14 protein-coding genes are annotated in these 14,338 nt (G+C 58.6%); 8 read left to right on the top strand and 6 right to left on the bottom strand.

Annotation, left to right across the window (positions count from 1 at the left end):
* Nucleotides 1–7 precede the first annotated feature (7 nt).
* Nucleotides 8–571 (top strand): nucleotide exchange factor GrpE, encoded by a 564-nt coding sequence (locus tag ACR0J4_RS16845; RefSeq protein ID WP_170470713.1) that lies wholly within the window; start codon nt 8–10, stop codon nt 569–571.
* 58 nt (nt 572–629) lie between these two features.
* Here the strand turns inward: ACR0J4_RS16845 and mutS are convergent, their stop codons facing one another.
* Complete coding sequence (gene mutS / locus ACR0J4_RS16850; protein WP_170643492.1) at nt 630–3,245, bottom strand: DNA mismatch repair protein MutS; 2,616 nt, start codon at nt 3,243–3,245, stop codon at nt 630–632.
* A gap of 161 nt (nt 3,246–3,406) precedes the next feature.
* On the opposite strand from mutS, the gene ACR0J4_RS16855 reads away from it, so the two are divergent.
* Both ACR0J4_RS16855 and ACR0J4_RS16860 read left to right on the top strand, forming a co-directional pair.
* Nucleotides 3,407–5,668, top strand: a complete 2,262-nt coding sequence (locus tag ACR0J4_RS16855) for an NADP-dependent malic enzyme (protein WP_170643423.1) — start codon at nt 3,407–3,409, stop codon at nt 5,666–5,668.
* Nucleotides 5,665–6,537, top strand: coding sequence for a ribokinase (locus ACR0J4_RS16860; RefSeq protein ID WP_170643424.1), 873 nt, complete (start codon nt 5,665–5,667; stop codon nt 6,535–6,537). Before ACR0J4_RS16855 ends, ACR0J4_RS16860 begins: the two co-directional genes overlap by 4 nt.
* Here ACR0J4_RS16860 and msrA read toward each other — a convergent pair.
* Together msrA and ACR0J4_RS16870 are read right to left on the bottom strand one after the other, a co-directional pair.
* Entirely contained in the window at nt 6,534–7,205 is a 672-nt protein-coding gene (gene msrA, locus ACR0J4_RS16865; RefSeq protein WP_170643425.1) for a peptide-methionine (S)-S-oxide reductase MsrA, read from the bottom strand. The genes ACR0J4_RS16860 and msrA overlap by 4 nt on opposite strands.
* Nucleotides 7,206–7,373: 168 nt before the next feature.
* A complete protein-coding gene (locus ACR0J4_RS16870) occupies nt 7,374–8,144 on the bottom strand; it encodes a transporter substrate-binding domain-containing protein (RefSeq protein WP_170380216.1) in 771 nt (256 codons plus the stop codon).
* Between the two features lie 122 nt (nt 8,145–8,266).
* Here ACR0J4_RS16870 and ACR0J4_RS16875 point away from each other — a divergent pair, with 122 nt between their 5' ends.
* Genes ACR0J4_RS16875 through ACR0J4_RS16885 form a run of 3 tightly spaced genes read left to right on the top strand, consistent with a single transcriptional unit; the run spans nt 8,267 to nt 10,128 of the window.
* The gene (locus ACR0J4_RS16875) at nt 8,267–9,007 is read left to right on the top strand and encodes an amino acid ABC transporter ATP-binding protein (RefSeq protein ID WP_170643426.1); all 741 of its coding nucleotides are present in this window, start codon (nt 8,267–8,269) and stop codon (nt 9,005–9,007) included.
* Between the two features lie 9 nt (nt 9,008–9,016).
* Entirely contained in the window at nt 9,017–9,775 is a 759-nt protein-coding gene (locus tag ACR0J4_RS16880; RefSeq protein WP_170380218.1) for an amino acid ABC transporter permease, read from the top strand.
* 11 nt (nt 9,776–9,786) lie between these two features.
* Complete coding sequence (locus tag ACR0J4_RS16885; protein WP_170380219.1) at nt 9,787–10,128, top strand: carboxymuconolactone decarboxylase family protein; 342 nt, start codon at nt 9,787–9,789, stop codon at nt 10,126–10,128.
* Here ACR0J4_RS16885 and ACR0J4_RS16890 read toward each other — a convergent pair.
* Both ACR0J4_RS16890 and ACR0J4_RS16895 read right to left on the bottom strand, forming a co-directional pair.
* Nucleotides 10,125–10,406, bottom strand: a complete 282-nt coding sequence (locus ACR0J4_RS16890) for an SCP2 sterol-binding domain-containing protein (protein WP_170550796.1) — start codon at nt 10,404–10,406, stop codon at nt 10,125–10,127. The genes ACR0J4_RS16885 and ACR0J4_RS16890 overlap by 4 nt on opposite strands.
* A 139-nt stretch (nt 10,407–10,545) precedes the next feature.
* Complete coding sequence (locus tag ACR0J4_RS16895) at nt 10,546–11,772, bottom strand: argininosuccinate synthase (RefSeq protein ID WP_170550793.1); 1,227 nt, start codon at nt 11,770–11,772, stop codon at nt 10,546–10,548.
* Nucleotides 11,773–11,914: 142 nt separating this feature from the next.
* On the opposite strand from ACR0J4_RS16895, the gene ACR0J4_RS16900 reads away from it, so the two are divergent.
* Together ACR0J4_RS16900 and ilvA are read left to right on the top strand one after the other, a co-directional pair.
* Nucleotides 11,915–12,682, top strand: a complete 768-nt coding sequence (locus tag ACR0J4_RS16900; RefSeq protein ID WP_170643427.1) for a hypothetical protein — start codon at nt 11,915–11,917, stop codon at nt 12,680–12,682.
* Nucleotides 12,683–12,738: 56 nt separating this feature from the next.
* On the top strand, nt 12,739–13,965 hold the full coding sequence (ilvA, locus tag ACR0J4_RS16905; RefSeq protein ID WP_170643428.1) for a threonine ammonia-lyase IlvA: 1,227 nt from the start codon (nt 12,739–12,741) through the stop codon (nt 13,963–13,965).
* On the opposite strand, the gene ACR0J4_RS16910 is transcribed toward ilvA, so the two are convergent.
* The gene (locus tag ACR0J4_RS16910; protein ID WP_170643429.1) at nt 13,962–14,291 is read right to left on the bottom strand and encodes an Hpt domain-containing protein; all 330 of its coding nucleotides are present in this window, start codon (nt 14,289–14,291) and stop codon (nt 13,962–13,964) included. The genes ilvA and ACR0J4_RS16910 overlap by 4 nt on opposite strands.
* Between the last annotated feature and the right edge of the window lie 47 nt (nt 14,292–14,338).

Raw genomic sequence — 14,338 nt, forward strand, 5'->3', positions numbered from 1 at the left:
GTAAGAGATGGCAGAGCCCAAGAACGAAGAATTTCTGGACGACATCATGGCGGCCGAAGCGGAAGAACTGGCCGAAGAGTTCGCTGAGATCAGCGATGAAGCGCTGGAACTGGATGAGTTGCGCGCCGAGCGGGATGACTACAAAGACAAGTTCATGCGCGCTTTGGCTGACGCGGAAAACGCGCGCAAGCGTGGCGACAAGGCCCGCCGGGACGCGGAGCAATATGGTGGGTCGAAACTGGCCCGCGACATGTTGCCGGTTTATGACAACATGAAGCGCGCACTTGAAGCAGCGACCGATGAGCAGAAAGAAGTGGCTGCTGGTTTGCTAGAAGGTGTTGAGCTGACCATGCGCGCGCTGAAGGACGTATTCCAGAAGCACGGGATCGAAGTGATCACGCCTGAGGTTGGGGATCGGTTCGATCCGAATGTGCATGAAGCGATGTTTGAAGCGCCAGTGCCGGGAACGCGCGCCGGGGACATCATTCAGGTTTCGGCTGAAGGGTTTATGTTGCACGACCGTTTGCTGCGCCCGGCGCAGGTTGGGGTGTCGTCGACACCTGCGAGCTGATTGGCCTCTGCGAGGCCAAGCCTCCGGCGGAGGTATTTTTGAACAGAAGAAGGGGCGGTCAGGATTTGGCCGCCTCTTTCAGTTTGTAGATCAGGTCGAGTGCTTCGCGAGGGGTCAGCTCGTCTGGCAGGATGTCGTTCAGCATGTCTGCGACCGGTGAGGCTTTCGGTGCAGGCGGCAGCGGTGACGGAGCGGCAGAGAAGAGCGGAAGGTCGTCGATCAGGGATTTTTGTTTACCGCCCTCACGCTCGGTTTTTTCCAGTTGATCCAACACGATGCGGGCACGCTCGACGACTGAGGCAGGCAGGCCCGCGAGTTGGGCGACCTGCACACCGTAAGACCGGTCGGCGGCGCCTTTGTGGACCTCGTGCAGGAAGATGACCTCACCTTCCCATTCCTTCACGGCGACGGTGGCGTTGTCGACGCCTTTGAGCTTTCCAGCCAGCGCGGTGAGTTCGTGGTAATGCGTGGCAAACAAGGCACGGCATTGGTTGGCGGCGTGTAGATGCTCCAGCGTGGCCCAGGCGATGGAGAGGCCGTCATAGGTGGCGGTCCCGCGGCCGATTTCATCCAGAATGACCAGGGCGCGGTCATCGGCTTGGTTCAGAATGGCGGCAGTTTCGACCATTTCGACCATGAAGGTCGAGCGGCCTCGGGCCAGATCGTCTGATGCTCCGACACGGCTGAAAAGCTGGCTGACAAGGCCGATTTGGGCCTGTTCCGCAGGGACGTAGCTGCCCATTTGGGCCAGTAGGGCGATCAGAGCGTTCTGGCGGAGGAAGGTTGATTTACCGGCCATGTTGGGCCCGGTCAGCAGCCAAATGGCGGCCCCGTCTTCGGCACTGAGATCGCAGTCATTTGCGACGAAGGCATCGCCAATTTGCTGGCGCAGCGCGTGTTCGACCACCGGGTGGCGTCCGCCCTGAACCTCAAAGGCGCGCGAGGTGTCGACTTGTGGGCGGCACCAGTTCTCACCGCGTGCGAGATCGGAAAGGGCTGTGGTTAAATCAAGTTCGGCTAGTCCTCTGGCAGCTTGGTTGAGGCGGGCGGCGAGAGCCAGAATTTCGTCAGAAAGCCTTTTATAGAGCCGCTTTTCGATCTCAAGCGCCAAGTTTCCAGCATTCAAGATACGGGTTTCGATCTCCGAGAGTTCGACGGTGGTAAACCGCACTTGGTTGGCGGTGGTTTGGCGATGGATATAGGTCTCAGAGAACGGCGGGTTCAGCATCTTCTCGGCATGCGTAGCCGTGGTTTCGATGAAATAGCCCAAGACGTTGTTGTGCTTGATCTTCAGCGAGGTAATGCCCGTGTGTTCCGCATATTTCTGCTGAAACCCGGCGATGACAGATCGGCCCTCGTCGCGCAGGGTGCGCGCTTCGTCCAGTTCGGGGTCAAAACCGGGAGCGATGAAACCTCCGTCGCGGGCCAGCAGGGGCGGTTCGGCCACCAAAGCCTCATCCAGCAAGTTCAGGAGGTCGTCGAAGCCAACAAGGTTTTGCAAGGCAGTTGCCAGCAGGACCGGCATATCTTGTCCCTCGCAGATGCCGGCAATTGCGGCGGCTTGGGTCAGGCCGTTGCGGATGGCGGCTAGATCGCGAGGCCCGCCACGTTCAAGCGACAGGCGAGACAGGGCGCGGTCCAGATCGGGGGTTTTGCGCAGGGCCTCGCGCAGGTCCGAGGCGATCAGGTTGTCTTCGGCGGCAAAGCTGACAGCGTCCAGACGGGAATGGATCACATCCAGATTGCGGGACGGACTCGAAAGACGCTGTTCCAGCAACCGTGCCCCGCCCGGCGTGACTGTGCGGTCAACCACCGACAACAACGATCCGGCGCGACCGCCCGACAGAGATCGGGTTAGTTCCAGATTGCGGCGCGTGGCGGCATCGATCTGCACCGCACGGTCTTCGGATTCCTTCAAGGGTGTTTGCAGGAGGGGCAGTTTGCCCTTCTGCGTGATCTCAAGATAGTCGATCAGGGCACCCATCGCGGATACTTCAGCCCGGCCAAAGGACCCGAACGCCTCCAGCGCGCCCACGTGAAACAACCCGCAGATGCGTTTTTCCGCTGCGGTACTGTCGAAACTGGCCCGCCCGACTGGTGTCAGCGAAATCCCCAGATCGCGGACGGTTTCGTTCAGCGACTGTTCCATTCCGTCGGCAACGATCAGCTCGGATGGGGCGAGCCGGGCCAGCTCGGGGCTGAGCCGCACGGAGGTCAAAGGCATCACGTGAAACGCCCCGGTCGAGATATCGGCCCAGGCCAATGCGGCCTCGTCCCGGACTTCGGCATAAGTGGCCAGAAAGTTGTGGCGGCGGGCTTCCAGCAGGGCGTCTTCGGTCAGCGTGCCGGGCGTTACCAGACGCACGACATCGCGCTTTACCACCGATTTAGAGCCTCTTTTCTTCGCTTCCGCCGGGCTTTCCATCTGTTCGCAGACGGCCACGCGAAACCCTTTGCGGATGAGGGTCAGCAAATAGCCCTCGGCCGCATGCACCGGGACACCACACATCGGGATATCGTTACCATTGTGTTTGCCGCGCTTGGTCAGGGCGATGTCCAGCGCTTCGGCGGCGTTGACGGCGTCCTCGAAGAACATCTCGTAGAAATCGCCCATACGGTAGAACAGCAGGGCGTCGGCATGGGCCTCTTTGATCTCGAGATATTGCGCCATCATCGGCGTGACTGTTAACAAAAGCGGCCCCCTTCTGGCGTGTTCCGGACGTGACCTTACAAATCCCCCATCTTCTGTAAAAGCCGAAAACTCATTCTCGTTGAGGCCCGCGCGTGGCTGCGCTATGACGCATCAGCCCCGAAGTCATGGAAACGACATTTAAGATGCCCAAAGCGAAGATCACCAAAGAAGAGGCGCTGGCCTTTCACCTCGACCCGACCCCCGGCAAGTGGGAGGTGCAGGCCACCGTTCCCATGACCACACAGCGCGATCTTTCGCTGGCCTATAGCCCCGGCGTCGCTGTTCCATGTGAAGCAATCGCCGAAGCGCCCGAGACCGCTTATGACTATACCAACAAGGGCAATTTGGTCGCTGTGATCTCGAACGGGACCGCCGTGCTGGGTCTTGGCAATCTGGGTGCGCTGGGGTCGAAGCCGGTAATGGAGGGAAAATCCGTCCTGTTCAAACGGTTCGCCGACGTGAACTCGATCGATATCGAGTTGGACACTGAGGACCCAGATGAGTTCTGTCGCGCTGTTCGTCTGATGGGGCCGACCTTTGGTGGTATCAACCTCGAAGACATCAAGGCGCCGGAATGTTTCATCATCGAACAGCGCCTTAAGGAAGAGATGGATATCCCGGTCTTCCACGATGACCAGCACGGCACGGCGGTGATCTGCGCGGCGGGTCTGCTGAACGCTTTGCATATCTCGGGCAAAAAGATTGAAGACGTTAAGATCGTGCTGAACGGTGCGGGTGCCGCTGGGATTGCCTGTATCGAACTACTCAAGTCGATGGGCGCGCGGCATGAGAACTGCATCGTCTGTGACACCAAAGGCGTGATCTATCAGGGCCGGACCGAAGGGATGAACCAGTGGAAATCGGCTCATGCGATCTCAACCGATTTGCGGTCGCTTGAAGATGCTATGAAGGGTGCGGATGTATTCCTGGGCGTTTCGGTCAAGGGCGCCGTGACGCAGGATATGGTTGCCAGCATGGCCGATAATCCGGTGATTTTCGCGATGGCGAACCCGGATCCCGAGATCACGCCGGAAGAGGCGCATGAGGTTCGCGTGGATGCGATCGTTGCCACCGGTCGCAGCGATTATCCGAACCAGGTGAACAACGTTCTGGGCTTCCCCTACCTGTTCCGCGGTGCGCTGGATATCCATGCGCGCGCCATCAATGACGAGATGAAGATCGCCTGTGCCCATGCTCTGGCCCGTCTGGCGCGTGAGGATGTGCCGGATGAGGTCGCCATGGCCTATGGCAAATCGCTGACCTTTGGCCGCGACTACATCATCCCGACGCCGTTTGACCCGCGCCTGATCCACCGCATTCCGCCTGCTGTGGCAAAGGCCGGGATGGATACCGGAGCGGCCCGCCGTCCGATCATCGACATGGAGGCGTATGAGCTGAGCCTCAAGTCCCGTATGGATCCGACCGCCAGCATTCTGCGCGGCCTGAACGCCCGTGCCCGCCAGGCACAAAGCCGCATGATCTTTGCCGAGGGCGACGATCCGCGCGTGTTGCGCGCGGCCGTGACCTATCAGCGCTCGGGCTTTGGCAAGGCGCTGGTTGTGGGCCGTCCAGATGACGTGAAACAGAAACTGGAAGAGGCTGGTCTGGGCGATGCCGTGCGCGAGCTTGAGGTGGTGAACGCCGCCAACACCTCGCATCTCGAGACTTATTCGAATTTTCTGTATAACCGTTTGCAACGCAAAGGTTTTGACCCCAAGGATATCCACCGTCTGGCGGCTCGGGACCGGCATGTGTTCTCGTCCCTGATGCTCGCACACGGGCATGGCGACGGCCTGGTAACGGGGGCGACGCGCAAATCGGCCCACGTGTTGGACCGGATCAACCATGTATTTGACGCCGATGCCGCCCACGGCGCGGCGGGCGTGACTGCGTTGCTGCACAAGGGGCGCATTGTTCTGATCGGTGACACTCTGGTGCATGAATGGCCGGATGAGAACGATTTGGCCAATATCGCTGAACGCTCGGCCGACGTCGCCCGCCATATGGGGCTTGAACCCCGCGTGGCGTTTGTCAGCTTCTCGACCTTTGGCTATCCGGTCTCAGAGCGGGCCGAAAAGATGCACCGCGCGCCTGCGGTTCTCGACCAGCGCGGCGTTGATTTCGAATACGAAGGCGAGATGACCGTCGATGTTGCCCTGAACGTGGATCAGCAGGCCGGATACCCGTTCCAGCGCCTGACCGGGCCGGCCAATATCCTGATCGTGCCCGCACGGCACTCGGCGTCGATCTCGACCAAACTGATGCAAGAAATGGGCGGCGCCACCGTGATCGGCCCGATCCTGTCTGGTGTCGATAAACCGATCCAGATTTGCTCGACCGTGTCGACGGCCAATGATATCCTGAACATGGCCATTCTGGCCTCCTGCGATATTGGCAAGTCATGACGATCTGGAACCTGGGATCGATCAATGCCGACATGGTTTACGGCCTGCCGCACCTGCCTGCGGCGGGTGAGACCTTGGCGGCAGAGGGGCTAGAGCGGTTTCTCGGCGGCAAAGGGGCCAATATGTCCGTTGCCGGATCGCGCGCGGGATCCCGGGTCAGCCATATCGGTGCTGTCGGTCCTGATGGGCGCTGGGCCAAGGATCGACTGACTGAATATGGCGTCGACACGCGGTTCATTGCCGAGGTGGATGTGCCGACCGGTCACGCGATCATTGCTGTGGACGCGCAGGGTGAGAACCTGATCATCCTTTACCCCGGTGCCAACCACGCGTTGGATAGAGCGCAGATCGGGCAGGCGCTGGCCTCGGCCAACACCGGGGATATTCTGGTTTTGCAGAATGAAACCAACGCTCAGGTCGAAGCGGCCCGTCTGGGGCATGAGCTTGGCCTGACCGTTTGCTACGCCGCCGCGCCGTTTCAGGCGCAATCGGTGCAAGAGGTTCTGCCTTATCTGGATTTCCTGATCCTCAACGAGGTCGAGGCCGAGCAATTGCGGCAGGAAACCGGGTTGGATGCAGCGGAACTGCCGGTGCGCCATGTGATCGTTACGCTTGGGTCGAGGGGCGCGCGGTATCTGCAGCAGGGTTGTGATCCCGTGGATTTCGCCGCGCATAAGGTGCAGGCGGTGGATACAACGGGCGCAGGGGATACGTTTACCGGCTACGTTCTGGCCGGGATGGACCGTGGCATGCCGATGGAGCAGGCCATTCTACAAGCGAACCGCGCCGCGGCCCTGATGGTCACGCGGCACGGCACTGCAGATGTCATTCCGGATCTGAGGGAAGTCCGTGACGCGCAGTTGGATTAAGATCCGGCAAAGGGCGCGTCACTTCCCCAAAGCTGCTTCACCCGTGCATCCCGACCGCAGGCATTGCGGTAGGCTTTATAGGCGTTCTTCTGGCGTTTGGGGCCAAAGCGGGTGAACACCAGCTTGTCGCCTTTGTAGTAGTCCTGATGGTATGCCTCGGCCGGATAAAACGCGCCCTCCTGCAGGATCGGGGTTACGACCGTTTGGCCAAGCGCTCGTTGCGCGTTGGTCTTTGCCTGTTGCGCAAGCGCTTTTTCCCCTGCGTTAGACACGAAAATTGCCGTTCGGTAGCTCTCTCCACGATCGCAAAACTGACCGCCTGCATCTGTGGGGTCGACCGAGCGGAAGAACATGTTCAGAAGCGTTTCACGTGAGACGCGCGCGGGATCAAACGTGATCTGAACCGCCTCGTAGTGGCCCGTGCCGCCTTTGGTCACCTGATCATATGTCGGGTTCGAGACAGAACCACCCGTGAACCCGGACACAGCGCCTATGACGCCGGGTACGGATTCGAAATCGGATTCAACACACCAGAAGCATCCGCCGGCAACCGTCAGGGTCTCGGTCCCTGCAGCCGGGGCCGGAACGGCGCGCAAGGTTGCGGCCAGTGCAATCAAGGTGAACAACAGGGCAGGTTTGAGGTAGTCGAGATATGCAGTCCGGGTCATGGTATGTCTCCTTCCGAGACTCAAGGTGACCGGTGTTCTAACAAGTTGCAATTACCTGACATGGAATGTCACGCGCTGGTGACCTGAGTTTATTGACCGACCTGTTTACCCACTTACCCCCGCGACCGGCAAGAAAACGCCCGGCCGTGGGGCCGGGCGTTGGCAGGATCACAGACCCCATTTCTTTTGGTTTTCCTCAAAGAAGCCCTGGGCTTTCTTCACCTCGATCCAGTTGTTCACATAGTTGATCCAGACCTGATCGTCCTGCGGCAGGATCATTGCGATGGGTGAAGGGGAACGTGGTCCGGCGTTCTTCACACGCTCGATCGGGAACTTCTCTTCCAGGGTGGAGCCTTCGATGTTCGATGTGATGAACACATCGGCCCGTCCGGCGATCACCTCTTGAAAACCACGTGCGGGGGCTTCGACAACTTTGATCTCGGCATTCGGGAACCACTCGCGGACGCGCTTTTCAAAGGTGGTGCCCAGCGTTGTTGCGACCGTCACACCCGGCTGGTTGATCGACTCGTACCCGTCGAATTTGTCGGCCTTGTCCTTGGTCGTGTAAGGGAACAGCTCAACCGAGATATAACTGTCCGAGAATCCGGCGACCTTCATGCGCGGCGGCGAGATCGAGGCCGAGCCAGTCAGGTGGTATTTCTTCGCCACAACGCCATTCACTAGAGTTTTCCAATCGGTCGGGACGTATTCGACCTCAACCCCCAAATCGGCGGCGAGTTCGTTCATGATGTCGATGTCATAGCCTTTGTAGCTGTTCGTGGCCGGATCCCGCAGGGACATCGGGTTCCAATCACCGGTCGTGCCGACCTTCAACACACCGGAATCCAGGATTTCGTTCAGTGCCGATTGCGCCTGGGCTGCGCCTGACAAGACCAGACCAAGCGCAGCGGCTGCGGCTGCTCTCCAGATTGTGTTCATTTAATTCTCCTGTTGGTGGCAGCTGGGACTTGCTGCCATATATAGTTCGTTGTTTTAAGCGGGATAGGGGGCGCAGGCCCAATAAATCAATCCACCCGCGCAAACTAGGGACAGATCGACCAATGCCAGACCCCGCCATCGAGCTTGTCGATGTGAACAAGTGGTTCGATACGTTCCATGTCCTCAAGAATATCAACCTTACGGTCAATAGTGGTGAAAAGGTTGTGATCTGCGGGCCATCTGGCTCGGGCAAATCCACGGTCGTGCGCTGTATCAACCAGCTAGAGAAACACCAGAAAGGCACCATCCGCATTGACGGCGTCGAGCTGAAGGATGACGCCAGATCCGCAGCCACGATCCGGTCCGAGGTCGGCATGGTGTTTCAGCAGTTCAACCTGTTCCCGCATCTGAGCGTTCTAGACAACTTGACACTTGGCCCCATCAAGGCGAGGGGCCTGAGCCGAGCGCAGGCCGAAGAGCGCGCGCGCCATTATCTTGAGCGTGTTCACATCCCCGATCAGGCCGACAAACGCCCCATCCAACTGTCCGGCGGTCAGCAACAACGCGTCGCCATTGCCCGATCCCTTTGCATGGAGCCGAAAGTTCTTTTGTTTGATGAGCCGACTTCGGCCCTCGATCCAGAAATGATCGCCGAGGTGCTGGACGTTATGGTTGAGCTGGCGCATGAAGGCATGACCATGGTCGTGGTCACTCATGAAATGGGGTTTGCCCGCAAGGTCGCGGACAAGATGATCTTCATGGATGAGGGCGAGATCGTGGAGCAGGGCAAGCCGGAGCATTTCTTCACCAATCCAACCTCGGAGCGGTGCCGCAAGTTCCTCAGCCAGATATTGCAGCACTGAGTGGGTATGATGAAAAAAGCACTTCTCCTCATACCGCTTCTGCTGCTGGCAGGCTGTTCCTCATCCCAGACATGGGGCTGGTATGTCATCGACCCGCGAACTGACTCGGGCTGGACCAATGTGAAATTCCTGATCTCAGGCATGGGCGCGACGATCCTGATCTCTCTGATCGCGGCGGCGCTGTCGATTGTGATCGGCCTGTTGGTTGCCTTGCCCGGACTGTCCGAGAAACGCGGCTGGCGGCTTCTGAACAGGGTCTATGTCGAGTTCATTCGCGCGATTCCACTGCTGCCCATGCTGTTCTGGGTGTTCTACGGACTGCCGATCGTGTTCCAGTCGATGGGCCTGAACATCCCGATTGACCCATTCTGGGGCGCGATCATCACCCTGGCGATTTCCGACAGTGCCTTCACGGCCGAGATCTACCGCGCCGGCATCCAATCCATCGCGCGCGGCCAGCGCGAGGCGGCCCAGACCATCGGGCTGAACTACGTGCAAACGATGCGCTACGTGATCTTGCCGCAAGCGATCCGGCGCATCCTGCCGCCTTTGGCCAACCAGTTCATCTACATCGTCAAGATGAGTGCCTTTGCCAGTGTCATCGGCATGCAGGAACTGACCCGCCGCGCGAATGAGCTGGTGGTGACGGAATACCGCCCGCTGGAAATCTACACCTTGCTGATATTTGAATACCTGATCCTGGTTTTGATCATCAGCGCAGGGGTACGCTGGCTGGAACGCCGCATGGGCGCGGACGAACGCGGATAAGGAGGCACAGTATGGACTGGAAAGACTTCATGGCCGAGACCGAGGCCAATATCGGCACCTTCTCGAAAGAGGTCCCCGAAACGGTGCGCGGCTTCGGGATGATGGGCAAAGCGGCCAAAACCGATGGCGCCCTGAGCGAAAAAACCAAGGAGTTCATCGCGCTGGGCATTGCCATCGCCACACGTTGCGACAGCTGCATCGGGTTTCACGTGAAATCACTAGTGCGTCTTGGCGCCACTCGCGAGGAGTTGTGCGAGGCGCTCTCAATGGCGACCTATATGGGCGGCGGTCCGTCTTTTGCCTACAGCGCAAAGGCGCTGAAGGCGTTTGATGTGTTCTCGGAAGGCGATTAACCCAGCAACTGCCCCAGCTTCATCGCCACACCCATATTGCCCGAGATCTTGAGCTTTCCCAAAGCAACGCCTGTCATCGGGTTCAGCTTGCCGGTGAGCAGCTTGGTCAGGTTGTCCTGCGAGATGCGGATGGTGCAATCGGTATCCTGATCCTGCGTGGTAGCCTGATTGTCGGCCAGCACGATCACACCCGCGTCGCCGCAATCGAACTTGAGCGATCCGTCAAAGTTTTTGCCATTCAGCCCTTTTTGAATTCCGTCGGCGATCTCTTGCAGCATGGTCTGTCCTTTCAAACTTGACGTATGCGTAAAGACATGGCCCCACATTCGGCAAGCATGACGCTGGGTCCGGTGGGCAAAAGAAAACCCCGGCAACCGCGTGATTGCCGGGGTTTCGAATTCTAAGCTGTTGGCCAGGTTACTTGGACAGACGCTTGTCGCGCGCCGCCAGCAGTTTCAAACGCAGCGCGTTCAGCTGGATAAAGCCTGCGGCGTCGGTTTGATCATAGGCACCGGCGTCTTCCTCGAAGGTCACATGCGCCTCGGAATACAGCGAGTGATCGGACCAGCGGCCCACGGTCGAGGCAAGACCTTTATACAGTTTCACCCGCACGGTGCCGGTCACGTGTTCCTGCGATTTGTCGATGGCGGCCTGTAGCATCTCGCGTTCGGGCGAGTACCAGAAACCGTTGTAGATCAGCTCGGCATACTGCGGCATCAGCTGGTCTTTTAGGTGCATCGCGCCACGGTCCATGGTGATGGATTCAATACCACGGTGTGCTTCCAGCAGGATGGTGCCGCCCGGAGTTTCGTAGATGCCGCGCGATTTCATGCCGACGAACCGGCCTTCGACCAGGTCAAGACGACCGATGCCGTGCTTGCCGCCATATTCGTTCAGCTTGGTCAGGATGGTGGCCGGGCTCATTGTTTCGCCATTGATGCTGACCGCGTCGCCCTTTTCGAAACCGATCTCGATGAATTCGGGCTGATCGGGCGCGTCCTCAGGGTGGACGGTGCGCTGATACACATAGTCGGGGGCCATATCGGCGGGGTCTTCCAGAACCTTGCCTTCTGAGGAGGTGTGCAGCAGGTTGGCATCGACCGAGAACGGGGCCTCACCACGTTTGTCCTTGGCGATCGGAATCTGATGCGCTTCGGCCCATTCGATCAGACGGGTACGGCTGGTCAAATCCCACTCGCGCCACGGGGCGATGACCTTGATTTCGGGGTTCAGTGCGTAGGCAGCCAATTCAAAGCGAACCTGATCGTTGCCCTTGCCGGTCGCGCCATGTGCTACGGCATCGGCACCAGTTTCCCGAGCGATCTCTACCAGACGTTTCGAGATCAAGGGGCGCGCGATCGAGGTGCCCAGCAGGTACAGACCTTCATACTGCGCATTTGCACGGAACATCGGGAAAACGAAGTCGCGCACGAACTCTTCGCGGATGTCCTCGATATAGATATTTTCGGGCTTGATCCCCAGCATCTCAGCCTTTTGGCGGGCGGGTTCCAGTTCCTCACCCTGACCCAGATCAGCGGTGAAGGTGACGACCTCACAGCCATACTCGGTCTGCAACCATTTCAGAATGATCGAGGTATCTAGGCCACCGGAATAGGCCAGAACAACTTTCTTTGGCGCGGACATCTGACTTCCCCTTATTCGCAAGACGATTGGCCCCTAACGGGTTTTGTGGGCGGGGGCAAGCTGTGTGGATTGACGCAGGCTGGGAATTGGGGTGAAACGGCCGGGCAAAGAACAAGAAATAGTTGAGCAGGGGCATTTCCAGATGTTGGCGTTCGAGATTTTCATACATTCGATCAAGATGGTTTTGCGGAACCTGAAACAGGCGATTCAGATCACGCTGATCCCCGCACTGATCGGCGGTTTGGCCATCATCGCATTCAGCCTTCTTTTTGGTATTTCGTTCGAAGATATCTCGACCGAGCCAAACGGTCTGCCGGATGCAGCATCGCCAGGCGCGGTCACAGCGTTCCTGTTCTGCGTGCTGGCATCCCTGTTTGCGATCATGGTTTGGATTGTCGTGTCCTGGCATCGCTTTGTGCTGCTCGAAGAATACCCGGCCGGTTTTCTGCCCGCGTTCAGATCGGATCGAATGCTCGCTTATATTGGGCGGATGGTGATGCTGGCTTTGTTGGGTGTGGTCTTCCTGATCCCGGCAATGCTTGTCATCGGATTTTTGACGCAGGCCTCGGCTTCGATGGGCATTTTGGCGTGGCTTCTGGTTGTTGTGGGCCTATCCGTGGCCTTTTACCGGGTGTCCCCGATCATGCCCGCCGCAGCAATAGGCGAACCGTTGAAACTGTCGGATGCGTGGCGGGCAACTGACGGAGCGAACGGCACCATAGTGGCGCTGGTTGTGTTACTGGTGTTGTTCCAGATGGGGCTTCAGCTTCTGTTCGCGGCGCTTCTAATCATCCCGGTGATTGGCGCTTTGGTGGTGGTTTTTGCCAGCATGCTGATCGTGCCCCTAATCAATGTCAGCATCCTGACAACGTTCTACGGCGTCTTCATCGAAAAACGCGCACTGTCGTAGTTCGTACACACATGTATTCCTTGCCCTTTTGCCTAGGATAAGCCACTGAAATCGGCATGAGCGATTTCATGACCCGTGCCCGCGCTGCCGAACAGGCGATGCGCTCTGTGTTTCCGGCAACGCCTTTGCAGCGGAATGCCCATCTGTCTGACCGCTACGGTGCTGATATCTGGCTCAAGCGAGAGGACCTCAGCCCGGTCCGCTCCTACAAGATCCGGGGCGCGTTCAACGCCATGCGCAAACAGCAAGGGCAGGATTTGTTCGTCTGTGCCAGCGCGGGAAACCATGCGCAGGGTGTGGCCTTCATGTGCAAGCATCTGGATGTGAAGGGGGTGATCTTCATGCCGGTCACCACGCCTCAGCAGAAGATCCAGAAGACCCGTATTTTCGGCGGCGACAATATCGAGGTTCACCTCAGCGGTGACTACTTCGACGACACGCTTGCGGCGGCACAAGCTTGGTGCGCAAAGGAGGGCGGGCATTTCCTGTCGCCGTTCGATGATGAGGATGTGATCGAAGGCCAGGCCTCACTTGCGGTCGAAATTGAGGAACAGCTTGGCCGCATGCCCGACCATGTCATCCTGCCGGTCGGCGGAGGTGGCATGTCGTCCGGCGTGGCAACTTGGTTTGGCGATCGGACTCATTGTCTGTTTGTCGAACCCAAGGGTGGGGCCTGTTTGCATGCCGCGATGGCTACGGGGCATCCGGTTGCCTTGGATCACGTAGATAATTTCGTCGATGGCGCGGCGGTCGGCAAGATCGGTGCAAAGCCGTTTGAGCTGTTGAAAGACCGTCACCTGTCGGATGTGCTGGTCCTGTCTGAGGATCGTATCTGCACCACAATGATCGAGATGCTTAATGTGGAAGGCATTGTGCTGGAACCCGCTGGCGCATTGGCGATTGAGGCGGTAGCTGATGTGCAAAGCTTTATCCGTGGCAAGACGGTTGTCTGCGTCACCTCTGGCGGCAATTTCGATTTTGAGCGTCTGCCCGAGGTCAAGGAGCGCGCGCAGCGCTATTCCGGGGTCAAGAAATACTTCATCTTGCGCCTGCCGCAGCGCCCCGGCGCGTTGAAAGAGTTCTTGAACATCCTCGGACCCGAAGACGATATCGCCCGGTTCGAATACATGAAGAAATCGGCGCGCAATTTCGGCTCGGTATTGATCGGGATCGAGACTCGCAAGCCTGAGAACTTCGCCCGCCTCTTTGCGCACCTAGATGAGGCCGGGTTCACCTATACCGACATCACCGAGGATGAGACGCTGGCACAGTTTGTGATCTAGTGCAGATTGTCTTTAAGTTCGGTTTGAAACACTGATTTCGACGCAGCAAACACGGCGAGGATTTCGGATAGATCGACTTTTGCCGCCTCACCTGAGGCGGCCAGCCTTTCGCCATCCTGACAGAGCTTCGAGAACACCTCGAACCCAAGGCTTAAGGCGCTGCCTTTCAGGAAATGCAGGTTCTGTTCAAGATCCTGACGCGCGGTGTCTGCGTGCAGGCGGGCGATGACCTCTTGCACCTCATCCAGAAAGATCTCGACAACCTCATTGAACTCATCAGCGCCAACCTCGTCGCGTAGCTGTCGAACTCGGGGCCAGTGGATCATGGGTGGTGTCCTGCATCGGAATTGAATGGATCCGTGGTAGCCCGGCT

Source organism: Ruegeria sp. B10, assembly GCF_056539825.1.

What these genes read in the sequence shown, in the direction of transcription:
- ACR0J4_RS16895 (WP_170550793.1), bottom strand. Translation starts at nt 11,772, where the DNA reads ATGTCCGCGCCAAAGAAAGTTGTTCTGGCCTATTCCGGTGGCCTAGAT.
- ACR0J4_RS16845 (WP_170470713.1), top strand. Translation starts at nt 8, where the DNA reads ATGGCAGAGCCCAAGAACGAAGAATTTCTGGACGACATCATGGCGGCC.
- ACR0J4_RS16885 (WP_170380219.1), top strand. Translation starts at nt 9,787, where the DNA reads ATGGACTGGAAAGACTTCATGGCCGAGACCGAGGCCAATATCGGCACC.
- mutS (WP_170643492.1), bottom strand. Translation starts at nt 3,245, where the DNA reads ATGATGGCGCAATATCTCGAGATCAAAGAGGCCCATGCCGACGCCCTG.
- ACR0J4_RS16855 (WP_170643423.1), top strand. Translation starts at nt 3,407, where the DNA reads ATGCCCAAAGCGAAGATCACCAAAGAAGAGGCGCTGGCCTTTCACCTC.
- ACR0J4_RS16875 (WP_170643426.1), top strand. Translation starts at nt 8,267, where the DNA reads ATGCCAGACCCCGCCATCGAGCTTGTCGATGTGAACAAGTGGTTCGAT.
- ACR0J4_RS16890 (WP_170550796.1), bottom strand. Translation starts at nt 10,406, where the DNA reads ATGCTGCAAGAGATCGCCGACGGAATTCAAAAAGGGCTGAATGGCAAA.
- ACR0J4_RS16860 (WP_170643424.1), top strand. Translation starts at nt 5,665, where the DNA reads ATGACGATCTGGAACCTGGGATCGATCAATGCCGACATGGTTTACGGC.
- msrA (WP_170643425.1), bottom strand. Translation starts at nt 7,205, where the DNA reads ATGACCCGGACTGCATATCTCGACTACCTCAAACCTGCCCTGTTGTTC.
- ACR0J4_RS16900 (WP_170643427.1), top strand. Translation starts at nt 11,915, where the DNA reads ATGTTGGCGTTCGAGATTTTCATACATTCGATCAAGATGGTTTTGCGG.
- ACR0J4_RS16880 (WP_170380218.1), top strand. Translation starts at nt 9,017, where the DNA reads ATGAAAAAAGCACTTCTCCTCATACCGCTTCTGCTGCTGGCAGGCTGT.
- ilvA (WP_170643428.1), top strand. Translation starts at nt 12,739, where the DNA reads ATGAGCGATTTCATGACCCGTGCCCGCGCTGCCGAACAGGCGATGCGC.
- ACR0J4_RS16910 (WP_170643429.1), bottom strand. Translation starts at nt 14,291, where the DNA reads ATGATCCACTGGCCCCGAGTTCGACAGCTACGCGACGAGGTTGGCGCT.
- ACR0J4_RS16870 (WP_170380216.1), bottom strand. Translation starts at nt 8,144, where the DNA reads ATGAACACAATCTGGAGAGCAGCCGCAGCCGCTGCGCTTGGTCTGGTC.